Raw genomic sequence first — 15,809 nt, forward strand, 5'->3', positions numbered from 1 at the left:
GCCGGGCGGCCGCGGGTTGCTCCATGACATGCCCACAGGACTTGTCATCCACCCGAGCCCGGACGCCGCCAACGCCGTCGACGATGCGATAGCCCAGGCCACCGCCGCCCACGACCTCGGCGTCCGGCAGATCTGGCTGGCCCAGCGCGTCGACCACGATGCGATCGCGCTGGCCGGCCTCATCGGCGCCGCGGTGCCCGGGCTGGGCGTCGGTACGTCGGTGGTGCCGATCAACCCGCGCCACCCCCTGCTGGTCGCCTCGGCCGCGCAGACCGCCCAGGCCGCCTCCCACGGCAACTTCAGCTTGGGCCTGGGCCTCGGCGCCCACGAGCCGGAGCGACTGGCGTTCGGTGCAACCTGGCCGGATCCGGTGGGCCGGCTGCGCGAACACCTGACCGTGCTGCGCTCGGTGTTCGACACCGCGGCGGTGAACTTCCACGGTCAGCACCTCAGCGCCGCACCCGAGTGGGCCGTGGCGGTGCCCGGCGGCACCCCGGTCCCGATCTACGTCGCGGCCATGGGACCCAAGGCGCTTCGCGTCACCGGTGAACTCGCCGACGGCACCCTGCCCTACCTCGCGGGCCCGCGCACCATCGCCGAGTTCATCGAACCCACCATCGGCAAGGCCGCGGCGGAGGCGGGCCGGCCCACACCGCGGATCCTCGCGGTGGTTCCGGTCCTGGTCGCCGACGATGTGGACGCGGCGCGCGACGAGGTCGCCGCCGAACTCGGCTTCTACGAGGCCATCCCGTCGTACCAGAAGATCATCGCTCGCGAAAGCGTCTCCGCGGTGGTGGATCTGGCGGCCATCGGACCCGCCGGGGTGGTGGTCCGGCAGCTGCAGCGCTACGCCGACGCGGGAGCCACCGACGTCGTGCTCACGCCGGTCGGCCGGTCGGATGCCGGATCGCTGGCGGCGCTGCGGGAGGTGGCGGCGTCGTTCTAGCGGCGCAGCACCTGCAGGCGGCGGATCGCCTCGTCCAGCGTGTCGTCACGTTTGCAGAACGCGAAGCGCACCAGGTGATTCCACAGGTCAATGTGTGGTGAAGCCGGATCGCAGAACGCCGACATGGGGATCGCCGCAACCCCCGCGCGCTCGGGCAGATCCGCGCAGAACGAGGTGCTGTCGCTGTAGCCCAGCGGTCGCGGGTCCGCGCACAGGAAATACGTACCCGCACTGGCGTGGACCGCGAACCCCAACTCGGTGAGCGCCGTGCCGAGCCGATCGCGCTTGTCCTGGAACGAATCCCGCAGCGCGCTCACCCACGAATCCTCGTTGTCGAGGGCATGGGCGACGGCCGGCTGGAAAGGCGCACCGCTGACATAGGTCAGATACTGTTTGGCCGCGCGCACCCCGGCGATGAGATCGGCTGCGCCGCAGATCCATCCGATCTTCCAGCCGGTGACGTTGAACATCTTGGCCGCACTCGAGATGGTCACCGTCCGCCCCGACATCCCGGGGTACGCCGCCAGCGGCAGGTGCCGGTTGCCGTCGAATACCAGATGCTCGTAGACCTCGTCGGTGATGACCAGCAGATCATGCGTGACGGCCAACTCTGCGATGCCCGCCAGTTCGGCGTCGGAGGCCACCATGCCGGTGGGGTTGTGCGGGGTGTTCACGATCAGCGCCCGGGTCCGCGGGGTAATCGCGCGACGCAGACCGTCGACGTCGATCACGAAGCCGCGGCCATGCTGGGTCATCGGCACGGCGACACGATGGCAGCCCGCCATGGCGATCACCGGGGAGTAGGAGTCATAGAACGGCTCGATGAGGAGCACTTCGGACCCGGGTTCCACCAGTCCGAGCACCGCGGCGGCGATCGCCTCGGTGGCCCCCGCGGTCACCAGAACTTCGGTCTCCGGGTCGTAATCGACGCCGAAGGTCCGTTTGCGTTGCGCGGCAATGGCTTCCCGAAGCGGGGCGATGCCGGGTCCGGGCGGATACTGATTGACCCCGTCGGCAATCGCGTTCCGGGCCACCTCGAGCATCGACGCCGGACCGTCCTCGTCGGGAAATCCCTGCCCGAGATTCACCGCGCCGACCCGGGTGGCCAGCGCTGACATCTCGGCGAACACCGTCACCGCGTACGGCCGCAACCTCGACACCGTCATGGTCCCGAGCGTAACGACGGGAATGAATCCCGGCCGCACGGCGTCTGCACCGACGTGGCTTTCACATTCGACGACGACGCAGCCCTGCTCGCACCGCTCCAGGTAGGTGACACGCTCGCCGGGAACCGGCTCTTCATGGCACCGCTGACCAGATCCCGCGCGCAGGCGGACGGCACACCGTCCTACCTCGCCGCGCAGTACTACGCGCAGCGGGCGTCGGCCGGCATCGTCATCACCGAGGCGACCGCGATCTCCAAGAGCGCCAACGGCGCCTACGTCAACACCCCGGGCATCTACACCGACCGCCACCAGCAGAAGTGGGCGCAGGTGGCCTCCGCCGTGCACTACGAGGGTGGGCACATCTTCATGCAGCTGTGGCACGTCGGCCGGATGGGGCATCCCGACATCAGCGGTGTGCACCCCGTCGCACCGTCGGCGGTGGCCGCCGACATGACCGCACACACACCGGACGGGAAGAAGCCACTGGTGGTGCCACACGCGCTCGAGATGGAGGAGATCCCGCGGATCGTCGCGGACTTCCGGGCCGCCGCGCGCCGGGCCGTCGACGCCGGTATGGACGGGGTGGAGATCCATGGAGCCAACGGCTACCTGCTGCACCAGTTCCAGTCCGACGTCGTCAACCAGCGCACCGACGCTTACGGCGGCACAGCCGAGAACCGCGCACGGCTGACCGTCGAGGTGGTGGAGGCGGTGGTCGACGAGATCGGGGCCGGCCGTGTCGGGTTGCGCATCTCGCCCGGCAACGGGGTCGGTGATGTGCGGGAGAACGACCCGATCGCGACCTACGAAGCCCTGCTCGACCGGATCGCCCCGCTCGGCCTGGCGTACCTGCACGTGTTGATCGATCCGACACAGACGACCTTCGGGGTGATCCGGGCGCTGTGGTCGGGGGTGTTCGTGCTGAACACGGGACGCGAGACCGACACCGACTTCTGCCAGCTGGAGAGCTTCGCCCAGTGGGGTGCGGTCAGCGCGGTCGCCGTCGGACGGGCGTTCCTGGCCAACCCCGACCTCATCGACCGGCTCACCGTGGGCGCCGAGCTGAACGAACCCGACGTCGCCACGTTCTATTCACCCGGTCCGGTCGGCTACATCGACTACCCGACGCTCGCGGAGTTGGAGGCACGCGAGTCGGCCTGAGTGCGCGGACCGGCCAACCAACAGGTTGGTTTAGGCTGTTACCCTCGGCGTATGTCTGAAGAAGCCTTCATCTACGAGGCGATCCGTACGCCTCGCGGTAAGCAACGCAATGGTTCGCTGCACGAGGTCAAGCCGTTGAACCTCGTGACCGGTCTGATCGACGAGCTGCGCCGCCGCCACCCCGACCTCGACGAGACACTGATCAGCGACGTCATCCTCGGTGTGGTGTCCCCGGTCGGTGACCAGGGCGGTGACATCGCCCGTACCGCGGTGCTGGCCGCGGGTCTGCCCGACACCACCGGCGGCGTGCAGCTCAACCGGTTCTGCGCCTCGGGTCTGGAGGCGGTCAACACCGCCGCACAGAAGGTGCGCTCGGGTTGGGACGACCTGGTGCTGGCCGGCGGCGTGGAGTCGATGAGCCGGGTGCCGATGGGTTCCGACGGCGGCGCCTGGGCCGCGGACCCGGAAACCAACTACCGCATCGGCTTCGTGCCTCAGGGCATCGGCGCCGACCTGATCGCCACCATCGAGGGCTTCTCGCGCGAGGACGTCGACGCCTACGCCGCGCGCTCGCAGGAGCGTGCCGCCGCAGCCTGGTCGGGCGGCTACTTCGCCAAGTCGGTCGTGCCGGTGCGCGACCAGAACGGTCTGGTCATCCTCGACCACGACGAGCACATGCGTCCCGGGTCGACGGTCGAAAGCCTGGGCAAGCTCAAGACCGCGTTCGACGGGATCGGCGCGATGGGCGGCTTCGACGATGTGGCGCTGCAGAAGTACCACTACATCGAGAAGATCAACCACGTCCACACCGGCGGTAACAGCTCGGGCATCGTCGACGGCGCCGCGCTGGTGCTCGTCGGCAGCGAGAAAGCCGGTCAGTCCCAAGGATTGACTCCGCGGGCGCGCATCGTGGCCACAGCCACCAGCGGCGCCGACCCGGTCATCATGCTCACCGGCCCGACGCCGGCGACGCGCAAGGTGCTCGACCGCGCCGGGTTGACCGTCGACGACATCGACCTGTTCGAGCTGAACGAGGCCTTCGCGTCGGTGGTGCTGAAGTTCCAGAAGGACCTGGGCATCCCGGACGAGAAACTCAACGTCAACGGCGGCGCCATCGCGTTCGGCCACCCGCTGGGTGCGACCGGCGCGATGATCACCGGAACCATGGTCGACGAGCTCGAACGCCGCGGTGCGCGGCGCGCGCTGATCACGCTGTGCGTGGGCGGCGGCATGGGCGTGGCCACCATCATCGAGAGGGTCTGAGCATGGCTGAGAACACCATCAAGTGGGAGCAGGACTCCGACGGCATCGTCACCCTCACGCTCGACGATCCGACCGGTTCGGCCAACGTGATGAACGACCACTACAAGTCCTCGATGCACAACGCCGTCGAACGCCTTGTGGCCGAGAAGGATTCGATCACCGGGGTCGTCATCACCAGCGCGAAGAAGACCTTCTTCGCCGGCGGTGACCTCAAGAGCATGATCAACACCGGCCCGGACGACGCGGCCGCGGTGTTCGAGAACGTCGAGGAGATCAAGGCTGACCTGCGCAAGCTGGAGACCCTCGGCAAGCCGGTGGTGGCCGCCATCAACGGCGCCGCGCTCGGCGGCGGCCTGGAGATCGCGCTCGCGTGCCATCACCGCATCGCCGCCGACGTCAAGGGGTCGGTCATCGGCCTGCCCGAGGTCACGCTGGGTCTGCTGCCCGGAGGTGGCGGCGTGACGCGCACGGTGCGGATGTTCGGTATCCAGAAGGCGTTCATGGAGGTGCTGAGCCAGGGCACCCGCTTCAAGCCCGCCAAGGCGCTGGAGACCGGCCTGGTCGACGAATTGGTCGGCAGCGTCGAGGAACTGGTGCCGGCCGCCAAGTCGTGGATCAAGGCCAACCCGGAGTCGCACACCCAGCCGTGGGATGTCAAGGGCTACAAGATGCCCGGCGGCACCCCGTCGTCGCCGGGTCTGGCGAGCATCCTGCCGTCGTTCCCCGCGCTGCTCAAGAAGCAGCTCAAGGGTGCGCCGATGCCGGCACCGCGCGCCATCCTCGACGCCGCGGTCGAGGGCGCCCAGGTCGACTTCGAGTCGGCGAGCCGCATCGAGAGCCGCTACTTCGTCTCGCTGGTCACCGGACAGGTCGCCAAGAACATGATCCAGGCGTTCTTCCTGGACCTGCAGACCATCAACGGCGGCGGTTCACGTCCCGACGGCATCGCCAAGCAGGAGATCACCAAGATCGGTGTGCTCGGCGCGGGCATGATGGGCGCCGGCATCGCCTACGTCTCGGCCAAGGCCGGATACGACGTGGTGCTCAAGGACGTGTCGCTGGAGAACGCCCAGAAGGGTAAGGCGTACTCCGAGAAGATCGAGGCCAAGGCGCTCGAGCGGGGTAAGACCACGCAAGAGAAGTCCGACGCGCTGCTGGCTCGCATCACCCCGACCGGCGACCCGCAGGACCTCAAGGGCGTCGACTTCGTGATCGAAGCCGTCTTCGAGAACACCGACCTCAAGCACAAGGTGTTCCAGGAGATCGAGGACATCGTCGAGCCGAACGCGCTGCTCGGGTCGAACACCTCCACGCTGCCGATCACCGGTCTGGCGACCGGCGTGAAGCGCCAGGAGGACTTCGTCGGCATCCACTTCTTCTCTCCGGTCGACAAGATGCCGCTGGTGGAGATCATCAAGGGCGAGAAGACCTCTGACGAGGCGCTGGCCCGGGTGTTCGACTACACGCTTGCCATCGGCAAAACGCCGATCGTCGTCAACGACAGCCGCGGCTTCTTCACCAGCCGCGTCATCGGCACGTTCGTCAACGAGGCGCTGGCGATGCTCGGCGAGGGTGTGGAGCCGGCGAGCATCGAACGGGCAGGCAGCATGGCCGGCTACCCAGCGCCGCCGCTGCAGTTGTCCGACGAGCTCAACCTCGAGTTGATGCAGAAGATCGCCACCGAGAGCCGTAAAGGCGCGGAGGCCGCGGGTGGCACCTACGAGCCGCATCCCGCCGAGGCCGTGGTCAACAAGATGATCGAGATCGGCCGGCCCAGCCGTCTGAAGGGTGCCGGGTTCTACGAGTACGCCGACGGTAAGCGCACCGGCCTGTGGCCGGGCCTTCGGGAGACGTTCGAGTCCGGCAAGGCGGGATCTTCCACGATCCCATTGCAAGACATGATCGACCGGATGCTGTTCGCCGAGGCCATCGAAACCCAGAAGTGCCTCGACGAAGGCGTGCTCACCTCGACCGCCGACGCCAACATCGGCTCGATCATGGGCATCGGCTACCCGCCCTACACCGGCGGCAGCGCGCAGTACATCGTCGGATACGAAGGGGCGCTCGGCACGGGCAAGGAGGCCTTCGTGGCCCGGGCGCGCGAGTTGGCCGAGCGTTACGGCGACCGGTTCACCCCGCCGGAGTCGCTGACGAAGTAGTTCCCTCGCGAGCAGACGTAAAGGTGCCCAAAATCCTCGGGTTTTGGGCACTTTTGCGTCTGCTCGCCACGGGCGCCGCGTTAGCCTGACCACCGTGAGCTTCACCGAGACATTCGCGGCGGGTTTCGCGAGTTACGGTGAGCGGCCCTGCATCGAGTTCGAGGGCCGCTGGCACAGCGGCGACGATGTCACTGGCTACGCGGCCGCCGTCGACGCAGCCCTGCGCGAGGCCGGCGTCGACGCGCGCGCGCCGATCGGTCTGGTGGTGCGCAACCGGCTGCCGCACGCGGCGGCCATCGCCGGGTCTCTCGCCGGCGGGCGGTGGGTGTCGATGATCTACTCCTTCCAGTCACCCGAGGCGATCGCCCGTGACGTCGAACGGGTTCGACCGGCCGGCGTCGTCGCCGACGCCCAGGACTGGACGGAACCGGTGATCGCCGCCACGGCCCGTTGTGGCGTTGGGGGAGTGGCGATCTCGGCGCAGGGTGCACGCGTGGTAACCCCCGGCCGCGGCGCACCGGGACCCTCGTCCCCGTCCGCGGGGCTGTCGATCCTCACCTCCGGCACCACAGGGCCGCCGAAGCGGCAGCCGATCGGCGAGGCCGTGCTGGAACGGACGGTGTTCAGCGTGACGGGCGGGTTGTTCGCATCGCCGGATGACCCGCCGGAGCTGGCGTACTGGCCGTTCGGCGGCATCGGAGTCTGTCAGCTCATCGCGGGTTTCGCCACCGGTAAGCGCCTCGTGCTGCTGGAGAGGTTCAGCGTCGACGACTGGGTGCGGGTGGTGCGCACGCACAAGATCCCGCGGGCCGGTGTCCAACCTGCGGTCGTGCGGATGTTGCTCGACGCCGACGTACCCGCCGAGGCCCTTACGTCCCTGCAGTTCCTGACCAGCGCGTCCGGCCCACTCGACCCGGCGACTCGCGACGAGTTCGAGCAGCGCTACCGGGTTCCCATCCGGTTGGCGTACGGCGCAACGGAATTCGCCGGATCCGTGTGCGCGTGGACGCCCGGGATGGTCGAGGAGTTCGGGGACTCCAAACGGGACAGTGTGGGCCGCCCGTTGCCCGATACACAGGTGCGCATCGTCGACCCGGTGACCGGCGCCGAAGTGCCCCCCGGCGAACAGGGGGTGCTCGAGGCGCGGATCGCTGTGCTGTCCCCGGACTGGATCCGCACTACCGACATCGCGTCGGTGGACGGCGACGGGTTCGTCACCCTGCACGGCCGGGCCGACGGCGCCATCATCCGCGGCGGGTTCAAGATCCTGCCCGAGACGGTGCGCCGAGTGCTGCTCACCCATCCCGGCGTACGCGACGCATGCGTGGTCGGTGTGCCCGACGACCGGTTGGGGCAGGTGCCGTTCGCGGCGGTGGAACCAGCACGGAGACAACCGGTTCCGGGTTCGGAGGAACTGCGGGAATGGGTGCGCGCCGCGCTGCCCGTGCACCACGTGCCCGTCGCCGTCGTCACCGTCGACGAACTGCCGCGGACGCCGTCGCTCAAGGTGCGGCTGCCCGACGTCGCGGCGCTCTACGACACCGTCCGGGAGAACAGGTAATAGCGCGCCGAACCCTTACCGCTGCGGTCCCGCCATCAGAACGAGCCGAGGTCCGACGACAACCAGTGCTGCGGACGAAGGTGGATCACCACGCTCTCGCCGTGCTCGCGGCGGGCCATCTCCAGATAGGGCTCCACCGCCTCGGGCGGCAGATAGCGTTTGGTCACCTCGACGAGATCATCGTCGGTGGCGGGTTCGATACGGCTGACCGGACCGTCTACGGCGACATAGCGCACCGACGGTTCGACACGTTCGACCATCAGCGAGAAACAACCGGCTGCCTCGATCAACCGGTGTTTTCGTGAACCGGCGCCGGTCAGCACCCACGGCTCACCGCCGGGGGAGTACTGGTACCAGACCGGGACGGTCAACGGGCCGCGGTCCGGTCCTGCGGACACCGAGAGCGCGGCGACATGGGGTTCGGCGAGGAACTGTTCGCGGTCGTCTTTCGATAGGGCCATGTTCGCGAGGGTAATCACGCCCGCCGACACTGTCTGCGAAGTCGCCGGGAAACGCCCGGGTGCGGGTCTACAGTCGGGTGTCATGCGCTTCGGACTGTTCATTCCGCAGGGTTGGCGGCTCGACCTCGTCGGTATCCCGGCGGCCGAGCACTGGCGGGTCATGTCGGACCTGGCCGCCTACGCCGACGGCACCGCGTGGGATTCGCTGTGGGTCTACGACCACTTCCACACCGTCCCGGTGCCGACCGGCGAGGCCACCCACGAAGCGTGGTCGCTGATGGCCGCCTACGCGGCGACGACGTCGCGGATCAAACTCGGTCAGATGTGTACGGCGATGAGCTACCGCAACCCGGCCTACCTGGCCAAGGTCGCCGCCACCGTGGACGTCATCTCCGGCGGCCGGGTGCAGATGGGTATCGGCGGCGGATGGTACGAACACGAATGGCGCGCTTACGGATACGGGTTCCCTTCGGCAGGTGCCCGGCTCGGCAGGCTGGACGAGGGCGTGCAGATCATGCGCGACGCCTGGCGTGACGGCCGGGTCACCCTCGACGGTAAGCACTACCAGGTCACCGATGCGATCGTGCAGCCGAAGCCGCTGCAGGACAACGGTATCCCACTGTGGATCGCCGGCGGCGGTGAGAAGGTCACGCTGCGTATCGCCGCGAAGTACGCGCAGTACACCAACTTCACCTCCGAACCGGCCGGATTCGAACACAAGTCGAAGGTGCTGGCCGGGCACTGCCGCGACGTCGGCACCGACTACGACGCGATCGTGCGATCGGCGAACTTCAACGCCGTGATCGGGGATTCCGACGACGACGTCGCCGCGCGGGTCAAGCGGGTCCGGGAGCGGCAGGTCGGGGTGGCCGACGAGGAGGCGGTCGATGCCATGCTGGCCAGCGTGACGGCACCCGAGTCAGCCAGTGGCACAACCGACCAGGCCATCGAGAAGCTGGCACGCATGCGTGACCTGGGCTGCGAATACGCCATCCTGTACTTTCCCGAAGCGGCCTACGACAGGTCGGGCATCGAGATGTTCGAGCAGAAGGTCATCCCGGCACTGAGCTAGCCTGGTATGCCCGCCACTCGTCCATGACGCGGCGGACGACATCAATGCCCGGCACTCTGACCACCGTCCACGTGCAGGATCTCGCCGGTGACGAACGGAGCGTTCTCCAAATAGATGACAGCGTCGACCGCGTCGTCGATCTCGCCCATGCGGCCGGTGGGGTTCAGCGTCGCCAATGCCTCGTACGAGGACGGGTCGTGCATGGGGGTGCGGATGACGCCCAAGGCAACGGCGTTGACCCGGATTCCGCGCCGGGCGTACTCCACCGCCAAGGACTTCGTCGCGGCGTTGAGGCCGCCCTTGGTCAGTGACGCGAGCGCCGAGGGCACCTGCGAGTTGGCCTGGTCCACCAGGCTGGTGGAGATGTTGACCAGATGGCCGCCCTCGCCCATCGCTGCGAGCGCGGCGCGTGACACCTCGAAGAAGCCCCGCAGGTTCACTCCGGTGACGGCGTCGAAATCGGCGTCGGTGTACTCGGTGAACGGTTTCGCGACGAAGATGCCAGCGTTGTTCACCACGGTGTCGATGCGGCCGAACCGCTCGAGGGCGGCGTCGACGAGGCGTTGGCCCACGCCTGGCTGCGAGATATCGCCCGGCACCGTCAGCACCATCGGGTCATCGCTCGGGGCGATGCCGCGTGAGTTGGCGACGACGGCGAAACCGAGCTTTCGGTAACGCTCAAGCAGGCCGGCGCCAATTCCTTGGGACGCGCCGGTGATGAGCGCGACGCGGGTGGATGAGTGCTGCGAATGTGAAGTAGTCATGCTCTGGTCAACAATGGCGCCGGCCAGATGATGCCGGTCTGATCGACCACTTCGCTCTCTCCTGGGAGCCTGCGCCTACTACGCTGCTGGCCGTGGAGCTGCGGCAGCTGCGGTACTTCGTCACCGTCGCCGACGAGTTGAACTTCGCTCGGGCAGCGGAGCGCCTGCGCATCGCGGGGCCGTCACTGTCCCAGCAGATCAAGGCCCTCGAACGCGATCTGAAGGTCACGTTGTTCGAACGGGACCGCCGATCCGTCGCAATCACCCCGGCGGGGGCCGCCCTGCTGCCCGACGCGCGCGCACTGGTCGCGCAGGCCGATGAATTCCGCAGGCGCGCCGTGGGTTTGGCCACCTCGGACCCGGTGCGCATCGGATACGTGAACTGGTGTCCGACCGACTGGGCGCAGCGGGCTGCCGGCGTGGCCCAGCTGCGCGTCGACACCTGGGTCATGCCCTCACACACCCAGGCCGCCCGGGTGGCGGACGGCAGTCTCGACCTGGCGATCTGCTGGGTGCAGAACAGCGACCTGGATTCCTTGGCGCTCGAGGCCCGACTGATCGGGGTGGAGCGCTTGTACGCGCTGCAGGCAGGCGCCGACGACGCGCCTGTGGCGGCCGCCGACACCGTGGTCATGGTCGACACCGATGCGCAACGCTGGTCGTCGTGGAATCGCTACGGCGAACAGTTCGCCGCAGCGACGGGAGCGCGCGTCATGCGCACCGATGACGGCGGCGTCACCGGGCCGACCTTCTTCGAACACGTCCGCCAACTCCGGCGCCCCGTTCTGAACAACCCGAAGGGTCAGGACGAGGCGCTGCCCAGGGGTCTGGTGCGCCGTGCGGTGGTCGATCCGTCACCGCTGTGGACGTGGTCGCTGGTGTGGCGGCGCGGCGAGGCCAACCCCGTGGTGCAGGCCGTCATCGACGAATTCACCCGCGACGCCGGCGATCTCGGGGTGGGTGACGCGTCGGTCTGGTTGCCCGCCGACGATCCGCATCACCCCCGCGACCACCGCGGCGGCGGCTAGCACCACCAACGGCGCCGGCCCGGGGAGCTGGCTGACCGATTCCCTCGCAGGTGGGAGGCTCCGCCTGCCGTGATGCGGCGCTGAGCTGATTTGCCCTGGCCCGAAGGGGGAACTAGTCAGTCATGGAGAAGATCTCACTCACAGCCCTGGTCCGCGAACATCTGGAGACCGCCCGGTCCCACAGCAGCGGGCGCAGTGCCCACACCGTCTACGGCGGCCACGAGCACTCGCTGCGGCAGACGCTGATCGCGTTGGCCGCAGATCAGGACCTGCACGAGCATGAGGCACCCGAGGAAGCCACGCTGCAGGTGTTGCACGGCCGCGTCCGGCTCGACGCCGGCGACTCAGGCTGGGAGGGCAGCGCAGGCGATCTGATCGTCATCCCCAAGACCCGCCACGGGCTGCACGCGCTGGAGGACTCCGTGGTGCTGCTGACCGTCATGAAGGCCGTCGGCCCGCACACGTAGGGGCGAGTCAGGGACCCGCGATGATCTTCGGCGGCGCGGGGGGCGCGGCCGGCGCGGGGGGCGGCGGCGGATCGAAGTACCCGGGCGGCGGCGGGCCGTCGAGCGGGTAGTACCCCTCGGGGAGCGGCGGACCCGTGACTTCGGGTCCCTCTGCGGGCGCCAGGGCCGGCGTCGAGGACTCGGGGGCGGTGAAGGACGAGTACCCGGGCGGCAGCGGGGGCGGCGGACCGGCTCCGGGCGGCGGCGGCGTGTACGCGGGCATCTGATCCGGCATGCCCATCCCGTACGGGTTCTGCGCCTGATGCCAGGCATCGCGCAGGAAGCCCAGCGGACCGTCACCCGAGCCGTACACCGGGTTCTGGACCTGCGGCACCGGCGGCGGCCCGACCGGTGGCGGCGCGGGCGCAGGCACCGGCGGTGGGGCGGGTTGCGCGACAGCGGGGCCCGCCAGCGCCAGTGCGCCGAGACCGACGGCCGCGCCGGCCAGGACCAGCTTGGCCGCGTGCGTGGTCGAGGCGGCGCGGCTGCGCTGTCGTCCGATCATGGGTGTGAGGCTAGCGTGTTCCGGCCGTCGCCGCGCCGGCACGCCGACGTTCACGGCGGCAAGACAACCAAGGGACGCACCCCACAGAGGCCCGAACCGCTGATACGACCCCGTCGCCCGGCCTAGCATCGTCAGGTGGACACCACGCACAGCGAGTCCAGCGAGTACCTCGCCAAACGGACGCTCAAGCAGGGCACCGCCGGCTGGGTTCTCCTTGCCGGCCTCGGCGTCGGGTACGTGATCTCCGGCGACTACTCGGGATGGAACTTCGGGCTCGCCGAGGGCGGCTTCGGTGGGCTGTTGATCGCGGGCGTGATCATCGCCGGCATGTACCTGGCGATGGTGTTGGGAATGGCAGAGATGTCCTCAGCGCTGCCTGCCGCGGGCGGCGGCTACACCTTCGCCCGCCGCGCGCTCGGACCGTGGGGCGGATTCGCCACGGGCACAGCCATTCTCATCGAGTACGCTATCGCCCCGGCCGCCATCGCCACATTCATCGGCGCCTACGTCGAATCGCTCGGACTCTTCGGCATCACCGACGGCTGGTGGGTGTATCTGGCGGTGTACCTGTTGTTCATCGGGATCCATCTCAGCGGCGTCGGCGAAGCGCTCAAGGTCATGTTCGTCATCACGGCAATCGCGCTGGCCGGCCTGATCATCTTCGCCGTCGCGGCGGTCGGGAGATTCGACCCCGCGAACCTCACCGACATCGCGCCCACCGACGCGGCGGGCGCCTCGTCGTTCCTGCCGTTCGGCTACCTGGGGATCTGGGCCGCCGTGCCGTTTGCGATCTGGTTCTTCCTCGCCATCGAAGGTGTGCCGCTCGCCGCCGAGGAGGCCAAGGATCCCTCGCGCAACGTGCCGCGGGGGATCCTCGCGGCGATGGCGGTGCTGTTGGTGACCGGCAGCGCCGTGCTGGTGCTGGCGGCCGGCTCCGGCGGGGCGGAGCTGATCAGCGCGTCGGGCAACCCGCTTGTGGAGGCGCTCGGCGACACGGCCATGGCCAAGGTGGTCAACTACATCGGCCTGGCCGGGTTGATCGCGAGCTTCTTCTCGATCATCTACGCCTACTCGCGTCAACTGTTCGCGCTGTCACGTGCGGGGTATCTGCCCAAGCGGCTGTCGGTGGTCAACTCGCGCAAGGCGCCGACGCTGGCGCTGGTGGTGCCCGGCATCATCGGCTTCATCCTGTCGCTGACCGGGCAGGGCGCGATGCTGCTCAACATGGCGGTGTTCGGCGCTGCGCTGTCCTACGTGCTGATGATGGTCAGCCACATCGCGCTGCGGGTGCGTGAACCCGACATGCCCCGGCCGTACCGCACGCCGGGCGGCGTCGTCACCACCGGCTTCGCCCTCGTCATCGCCGCCCTGGCGGTGGTCGCGACTTTCCTCGTAGACAGCACCGCGGCCACCTGGTGCCTGGTGGTGTTCGCCGCGTTCATGGCCTACTTCGGGATCTACAGCCGCCACCACCTCGTGGCGAATTCGCCCGACGAGGAATTCGCCGCGCTGGCCGATGCGGAGAAGGACATCAGCTGATCAGGAAACGAATGGCGCGACACGGCCTCAGATCGCGGGGCCCAACAGATCGTCGGCGTCCTTGATGACGTAGCCGTAGCCCTGCTCGGCGAGGAACCGCTGCCGGTGCGCGGCATACTCCGCATCGAGGCTGTCGCGCGAGACCACCGAGTAGAACACCGCGCCGCCACCGTCGTGTTTGGGCCGCAGCAGCCGGCCCAGCCGCTGCGCCTCTTCCTGGCGCGAGCCGAACGTCCCCGAAACCTGAACGGCGACAGAGGCTTCCGGAAGATCGATGGAGAAGTTCGCGACCTTGGAGACCACCAGCGTCGAGATCTCGCCGCGGCGGAACTGGTCGAACAGCAATTCGCGTTCGGCGTTCTTCGTCGACCCCTGGATCACCGGGGCGTCCAGTTCCCGGCCCAATTCCTCGAGTTGGTCGAGATAGGCGCCGATCACCAGCGTCTGCTCACCCTTGTGGCGCTCCAGGATCGATCGCACCACCGCGATCTTCGTGTGCACGGTCGAGCACAGCTTGTAGCGCTCCTCGGGTTCGGCGACGGCGTAGAGCATGCGCTCGTTGTCCGTCATCGTCACCCGCACCTCGATGCACTCGGCCGGCGCGATCCAGCCCTGGGCCTCGATGTCCTTCCACGGGGCGTCGTACCGCTTCGGCCCGATCAGGCTGAACACGTCGCCCTCGCGGCCGTCCTCGCGGATCAGCGTGGCGGTCAACCCGAGGCGGCGGCGCGACTGGAGATCCGCCGTCATCCGGAACACCGGCGCGGGCAGCAGGTGGACCTCGTCGTAGATGATCAGCCCCCAGTCGCGGCTGTCGAACAGCTCCAGGTGGCGGTACTCACCCTTGGTGCGCCGGGTGATCACCTGATAGGTGGCGATCGTGACGGGCCGGATCTCCTTCTTCTCGCCGGAGTACTCGCCGATCTCCTCTTCGGTCAGCGTCGTGCGCGCAATCAGTTCGCGTTTCCACTGCCGCCCCGCCACGGTGTTCGTGACCAGGATGAGTGTGGTCGCGCCGGCCTTGGCCATCGCCGCCGCACCCACGAGTGTCTTGCCCGCCCCGCACGGCAGCACCACCACACCCGAGCCGCCCGACCAGAACGAATCGGTCGCCATCTCCTGGTAGTCGCGCAGCTCCCAGCCGTCCTGCCGCAGGTCGATCGGGTGTCGTTCACCGTCGACGTACCCGGCGAGGTCCTCGGCCGGCCAGCCGATCTTGAGCAGCATCTGCTTGACGCGGCCGCGCTCGCTCCCGTGCACGATCACCGTGTCGTCGTCGATGCGGGCCCCCAGCATCGGGGCGATCTTCTTGTTGCGGAGCACCTCTTCGAGCACCGCGCGATCCAGGCTGACCAGCACCAGCCCGTGAACCGGGCTCTTCATCAGCTGTAGCCGGCCGTAGCGGGCCATGGTGTCGACGATGTCGACCAGCAGGGGCTGGGGGACCGCGTAGCGGGAGAAGGACACCAGGGCATCGACCACCTGCTCGGCGTCGTGACCTGCGGCGCGGGCGTTCCACAACGCCAGCGGGGTGATGCGATAGGTGTGGATGTGCTCGGGCGCGCGCTCGAGCTCGGCGAAAGGGGCGATCGCCGCGCGAGCCGCACCGGCCTGCTCGTGATCGACCTCGAGCAGCACCGTCTTGTCGGACTGCACGATCAAAGGACCGTCTGTCATA

14 protein-coding genes are annotated in these 15,809 nt (G+C 68.5%); 9 read left to right on the forward strand and 5 right to left on the reverse strand.

Features of this window, described 5'->3' with window-relative positions; all coding sequences use genetic code 11:
* Positions 1-28 precede the first annotated feature (28 nt).
* Positions 29-946 carry a TIGR03564 family F420-dependent LLM class oxidoreductase gene (locus I7X18_RS05225; protein WP_193044233.1) on the forward strand — a complete coding sequence of 306 codons (918 nt, stop codon included), beginning with the start codon at positions 29-31 and terminating at the stop codon, positions 944-946.
* Here the strand turns inward: I7X18_RS05225 and I7X18_RS05230 are convergent.
* Positions 943-2,112 (reverse strand): pyridoxal phosphate-dependent aminotransferase, encoded by a 1,170-nt coding sequence (locus I7X18_RS05230; protein WP_193044232.1) that lies wholly within the window; start codon positions 2,110-2,112, stop codon positions 943-945. The two genes, I7X18_RS05225 and I7X18_RS05230, sit on opposite strands and share 4 nt — an antisense overlap.
* A 54-nt stretch (positions 2,113-2,166) precedes the next feature.
* Here I7X18_RS05230 and I7X18_RS05235 point away from each other — a divergent pair, with 54 nt between their 5' ends.
* From I7X18_RS05235 to I7X18_RS05250, 4 genes are all read left to right on the forward strand, one after another.
* Positions 2,167-3,273 carry an alkene reductase gene (locus tag I7X18_RS05235; RefSeq protein ID WP_193044231.1) on the forward strand — a complete coding sequence of 369 codons (1,107 nt, stop codon included), beginning with the start codon at positions 2,167-2,169 and terminating at the stop codon, positions 3,271-3,273.
* Positions 3,274-3,324: 51 nt separating this feature from the next.
* Entirely contained in the window at positions 3,325-4,536 is a 1,212-nt protein-coding gene (locus tag I7X18_RS05240) for an acetyl-CoA C-acetyltransferase (RefSeq protein ID WP_193044230.1), read from the forward strand.
* A 2-nt stretch (positions 4,537-4,538) separates the two neighbouring features.
* The gene (locus I7X18_RS05245) at positions 4,539-6,695 is read left to right on the forward strand and encodes a 3-hydroxyacyl-CoA dehydrogenase NAD-binding domain-containing protein (protein ID WP_193044229.1); all 2,157 of its coding nucleotides are present in this window, start codon (positions 4,539-4,541) and stop codon (positions 6,693-6,695) included.
* A gap of 94 nt (positions 6,696-6,789) precedes the next feature.
* Positions 6,790-8,256, forward strand: a complete 1,467-nt coding sequence (locus I7X18_RS05250) for a class I adenylate-forming enzyme family protein (RefSeq protein WP_193044228.1) — start codon at positions 6,790-6,792, stop codon at positions 8,254-8,256.
* Positions 8,257-8,291: 35 nt separating this feature from the next.
* Here I7X18_RS05250 and I7X18_RS05255 read toward each other — a convergent pair whose 3' ends face one another.
* On the reverse strand, positions 8,292-8,717 hold the full coding sequence (locus tag I7X18_RS05255; RefSeq protein ID WP_193044227.1) for a pyridoxamine 5'-phosphate oxidase family protein: 426 nt from the start codon (positions 8,715-8,717) through the stop codon (positions 8,292-8,294).
* Between the two features lie 82 nt (positions 8,718-8,799).
* On the opposite strand from I7X18_RS05255, the gene I7X18_RS05260 reads away from it, so the two are divergent.
* Positions 8,800-9,789, forward strand: a complete 990-nt coding sequence (locus I7X18_RS05260) for an LLM class F420-dependent oxidoreductase (RefSeq protein WP_193044226.1) — start codon at positions 8,800-8,802, stop codon at positions 9,787-9,789.
* Between the two features lie 41 nt (positions 9,790-9,830).
* Here the strand turns inward: I7X18_RS05260 and I7X18_RS05265 are convergent, their stop codons facing one another.
* Complete coding sequence (locus I7X18_RS05265; RefSeq protein ID WP_193044225.1) at positions 9,831-10,553, reverse strand: SDR family NAD(P)-dependent oxidoreductase; 723 nt, start codon at positions 10,551-10,553, stop codon at positions 9,831-9,833.
* A 92-nt stretch (positions 10,554-10,645) separates the two neighbouring features.
* On the opposite strand from I7X18_RS05265, the gene I7X18_RS05270 reads away from it, so the two are divergent.
* On the forward strand, positions 10,646-11,581 hold the full coding sequence (locus I7X18_RS05270; protein WP_193044224.1) for a LysR family transcriptional regulator: 936 nt from the start codon (positions 10,646-10,648) through the stop codon (positions 11,579-11,581).
* 122 nt (positions 11,582-11,703) lie between these two features.
* Positions 11,704-12,048, forward strand: coding sequence for a cupin domain-containing protein (locus I7X18_RS05275; RefSeq protein ID WP_193044223.1), 345 nt, complete (start codon positions 11,704-11,706; stop codon positions 12,046-12,048).
* Positions 12,049-12,055: 7 nt separating this feature from the next.
* On the opposite strand, the gene I7X18_RS05280 is transcribed toward I7X18_RS05275, so the two are convergent.
* Positions 12,056-12,592, reverse strand: a complete 537-nt coding sequence (locus I7X18_RS05280; RefSeq protein ID WP_193044222.1) for a hypothetical protein — start codon at positions 12,590-12,592, stop codon at positions 12,056-12,058.
* Positions 12,593-12,727: 135 nt separating this feature from the next.
* On the opposite strand from I7X18_RS05280, the gene eat reads away from it, so the two are divergent.
* Positions 12,728-14,131 (forward strand): ethanolamine permease, encoded by a 1,404-nt coding sequence (gene eat / locus I7X18_RS05285; protein WP_193044221.1) that lies wholly within the window; start codon positions 12,728-12,730, stop codon positions 14,129-14,131.
* 27 nt (positions 14,132-14,158) lie between these two features.
* Here eat and I7X18_RS05290 read toward each other — a convergent pair whose 3' ends face one another.
* Positions 14,159-15,808, reverse strand: a complete 1,650-nt coding sequence (locus I7X18_RS05290; protein ID WP_193044220.1) for a DNA repair helicase XPB — start codon at positions 15,806-15,808, stop codon at positions 14,159-14,161.
* Position 15,809: the final 1 nt, after the last annotated feature.

Origin of the sequence: Mycolicibacterium baixiangningiae, from assembly GCF_016313185.1 — a bacterium.
GTDB classification, from domain to species: domain Bacteria; phylum Actinomycetota; class Actinomycetes; order Mycobacteriales; family Mycobacteriaceae; genus Mycobacterium; species Mycobacterium baixiangningiae.

Bases quoted from the DNA above. Each gene is read 5' to 3' on its own strand.
- I7X18_RS05225 (WP_193044233.1), top strand. From the start codon at position 29: ATGCCCACAGGACTTGTCATCCACCCGAGCCCGGACGCCGCCAACGCC.
- I7X18_RS05230 (WP_193044232.1), bottom strand. From the start codon at position 2,112: ATGACGGTGTCGAGGTTGCGGCCGTACGCGGTGACGGTGTTCGCCGAG.
- I7X18_RS05240 (WP_193044230.1), top strand. From the start codon at position 3,325: ATGTCTGAAGAAGCCTTCATCTACGAGGCGATCCGTACGCCTCGCGGT.
- I7X18_RS05245 (WP_193044229.1), top strand. From the start codon at position 4,539: ATGGCTGAGAACACCATCAAGTGGGAGCAGGACTCCGACGGCATCGTC.
- I7X18_RS05255 (WP_193044227.1), bottom strand. From the start codon at position 8,717: ATGGCCCTATCGAAAGACGACCGCGAACAGTTCCTCGCCGAACCCCAT.
- I7X18_RS05260 (WP_193044226.1), top strand. From the start codon at position 8,800: ATGCGCTTCGGACTGTTCATTCCGCAGGGTTGGCGGCTCGACCTCGTC.
- I7X18_RS05265 (WP_193044225.1), bottom strand. From the start codon at position 10,553: ATGACTACTTCACATTCGCAGCACTCATCCACCCGCGTCGCGCTCATC.
- I7X18_RS05275 (WP_193044223.1), top strand. From the start codon at position 11,704: ATGGAGAAGATCTCACTCACAGCCCTGGTCCGCGAACATCTGGAGACC.
- I7X18_RS05280 (WP_193044222.1), bottom strand. From the start codon at position 12,592: ATGATCGGACGACAGCGCAGCCGCGCCGCCTCGACCACGCACGCGGCC.
- I7X18_RS05290 (WP_193044220.1), bottom strand. From the start codon at position 15,808: ATGACAGACGGTCCTTTGATCGTGCAGTCCGACAAGACGGTGCTGCTC.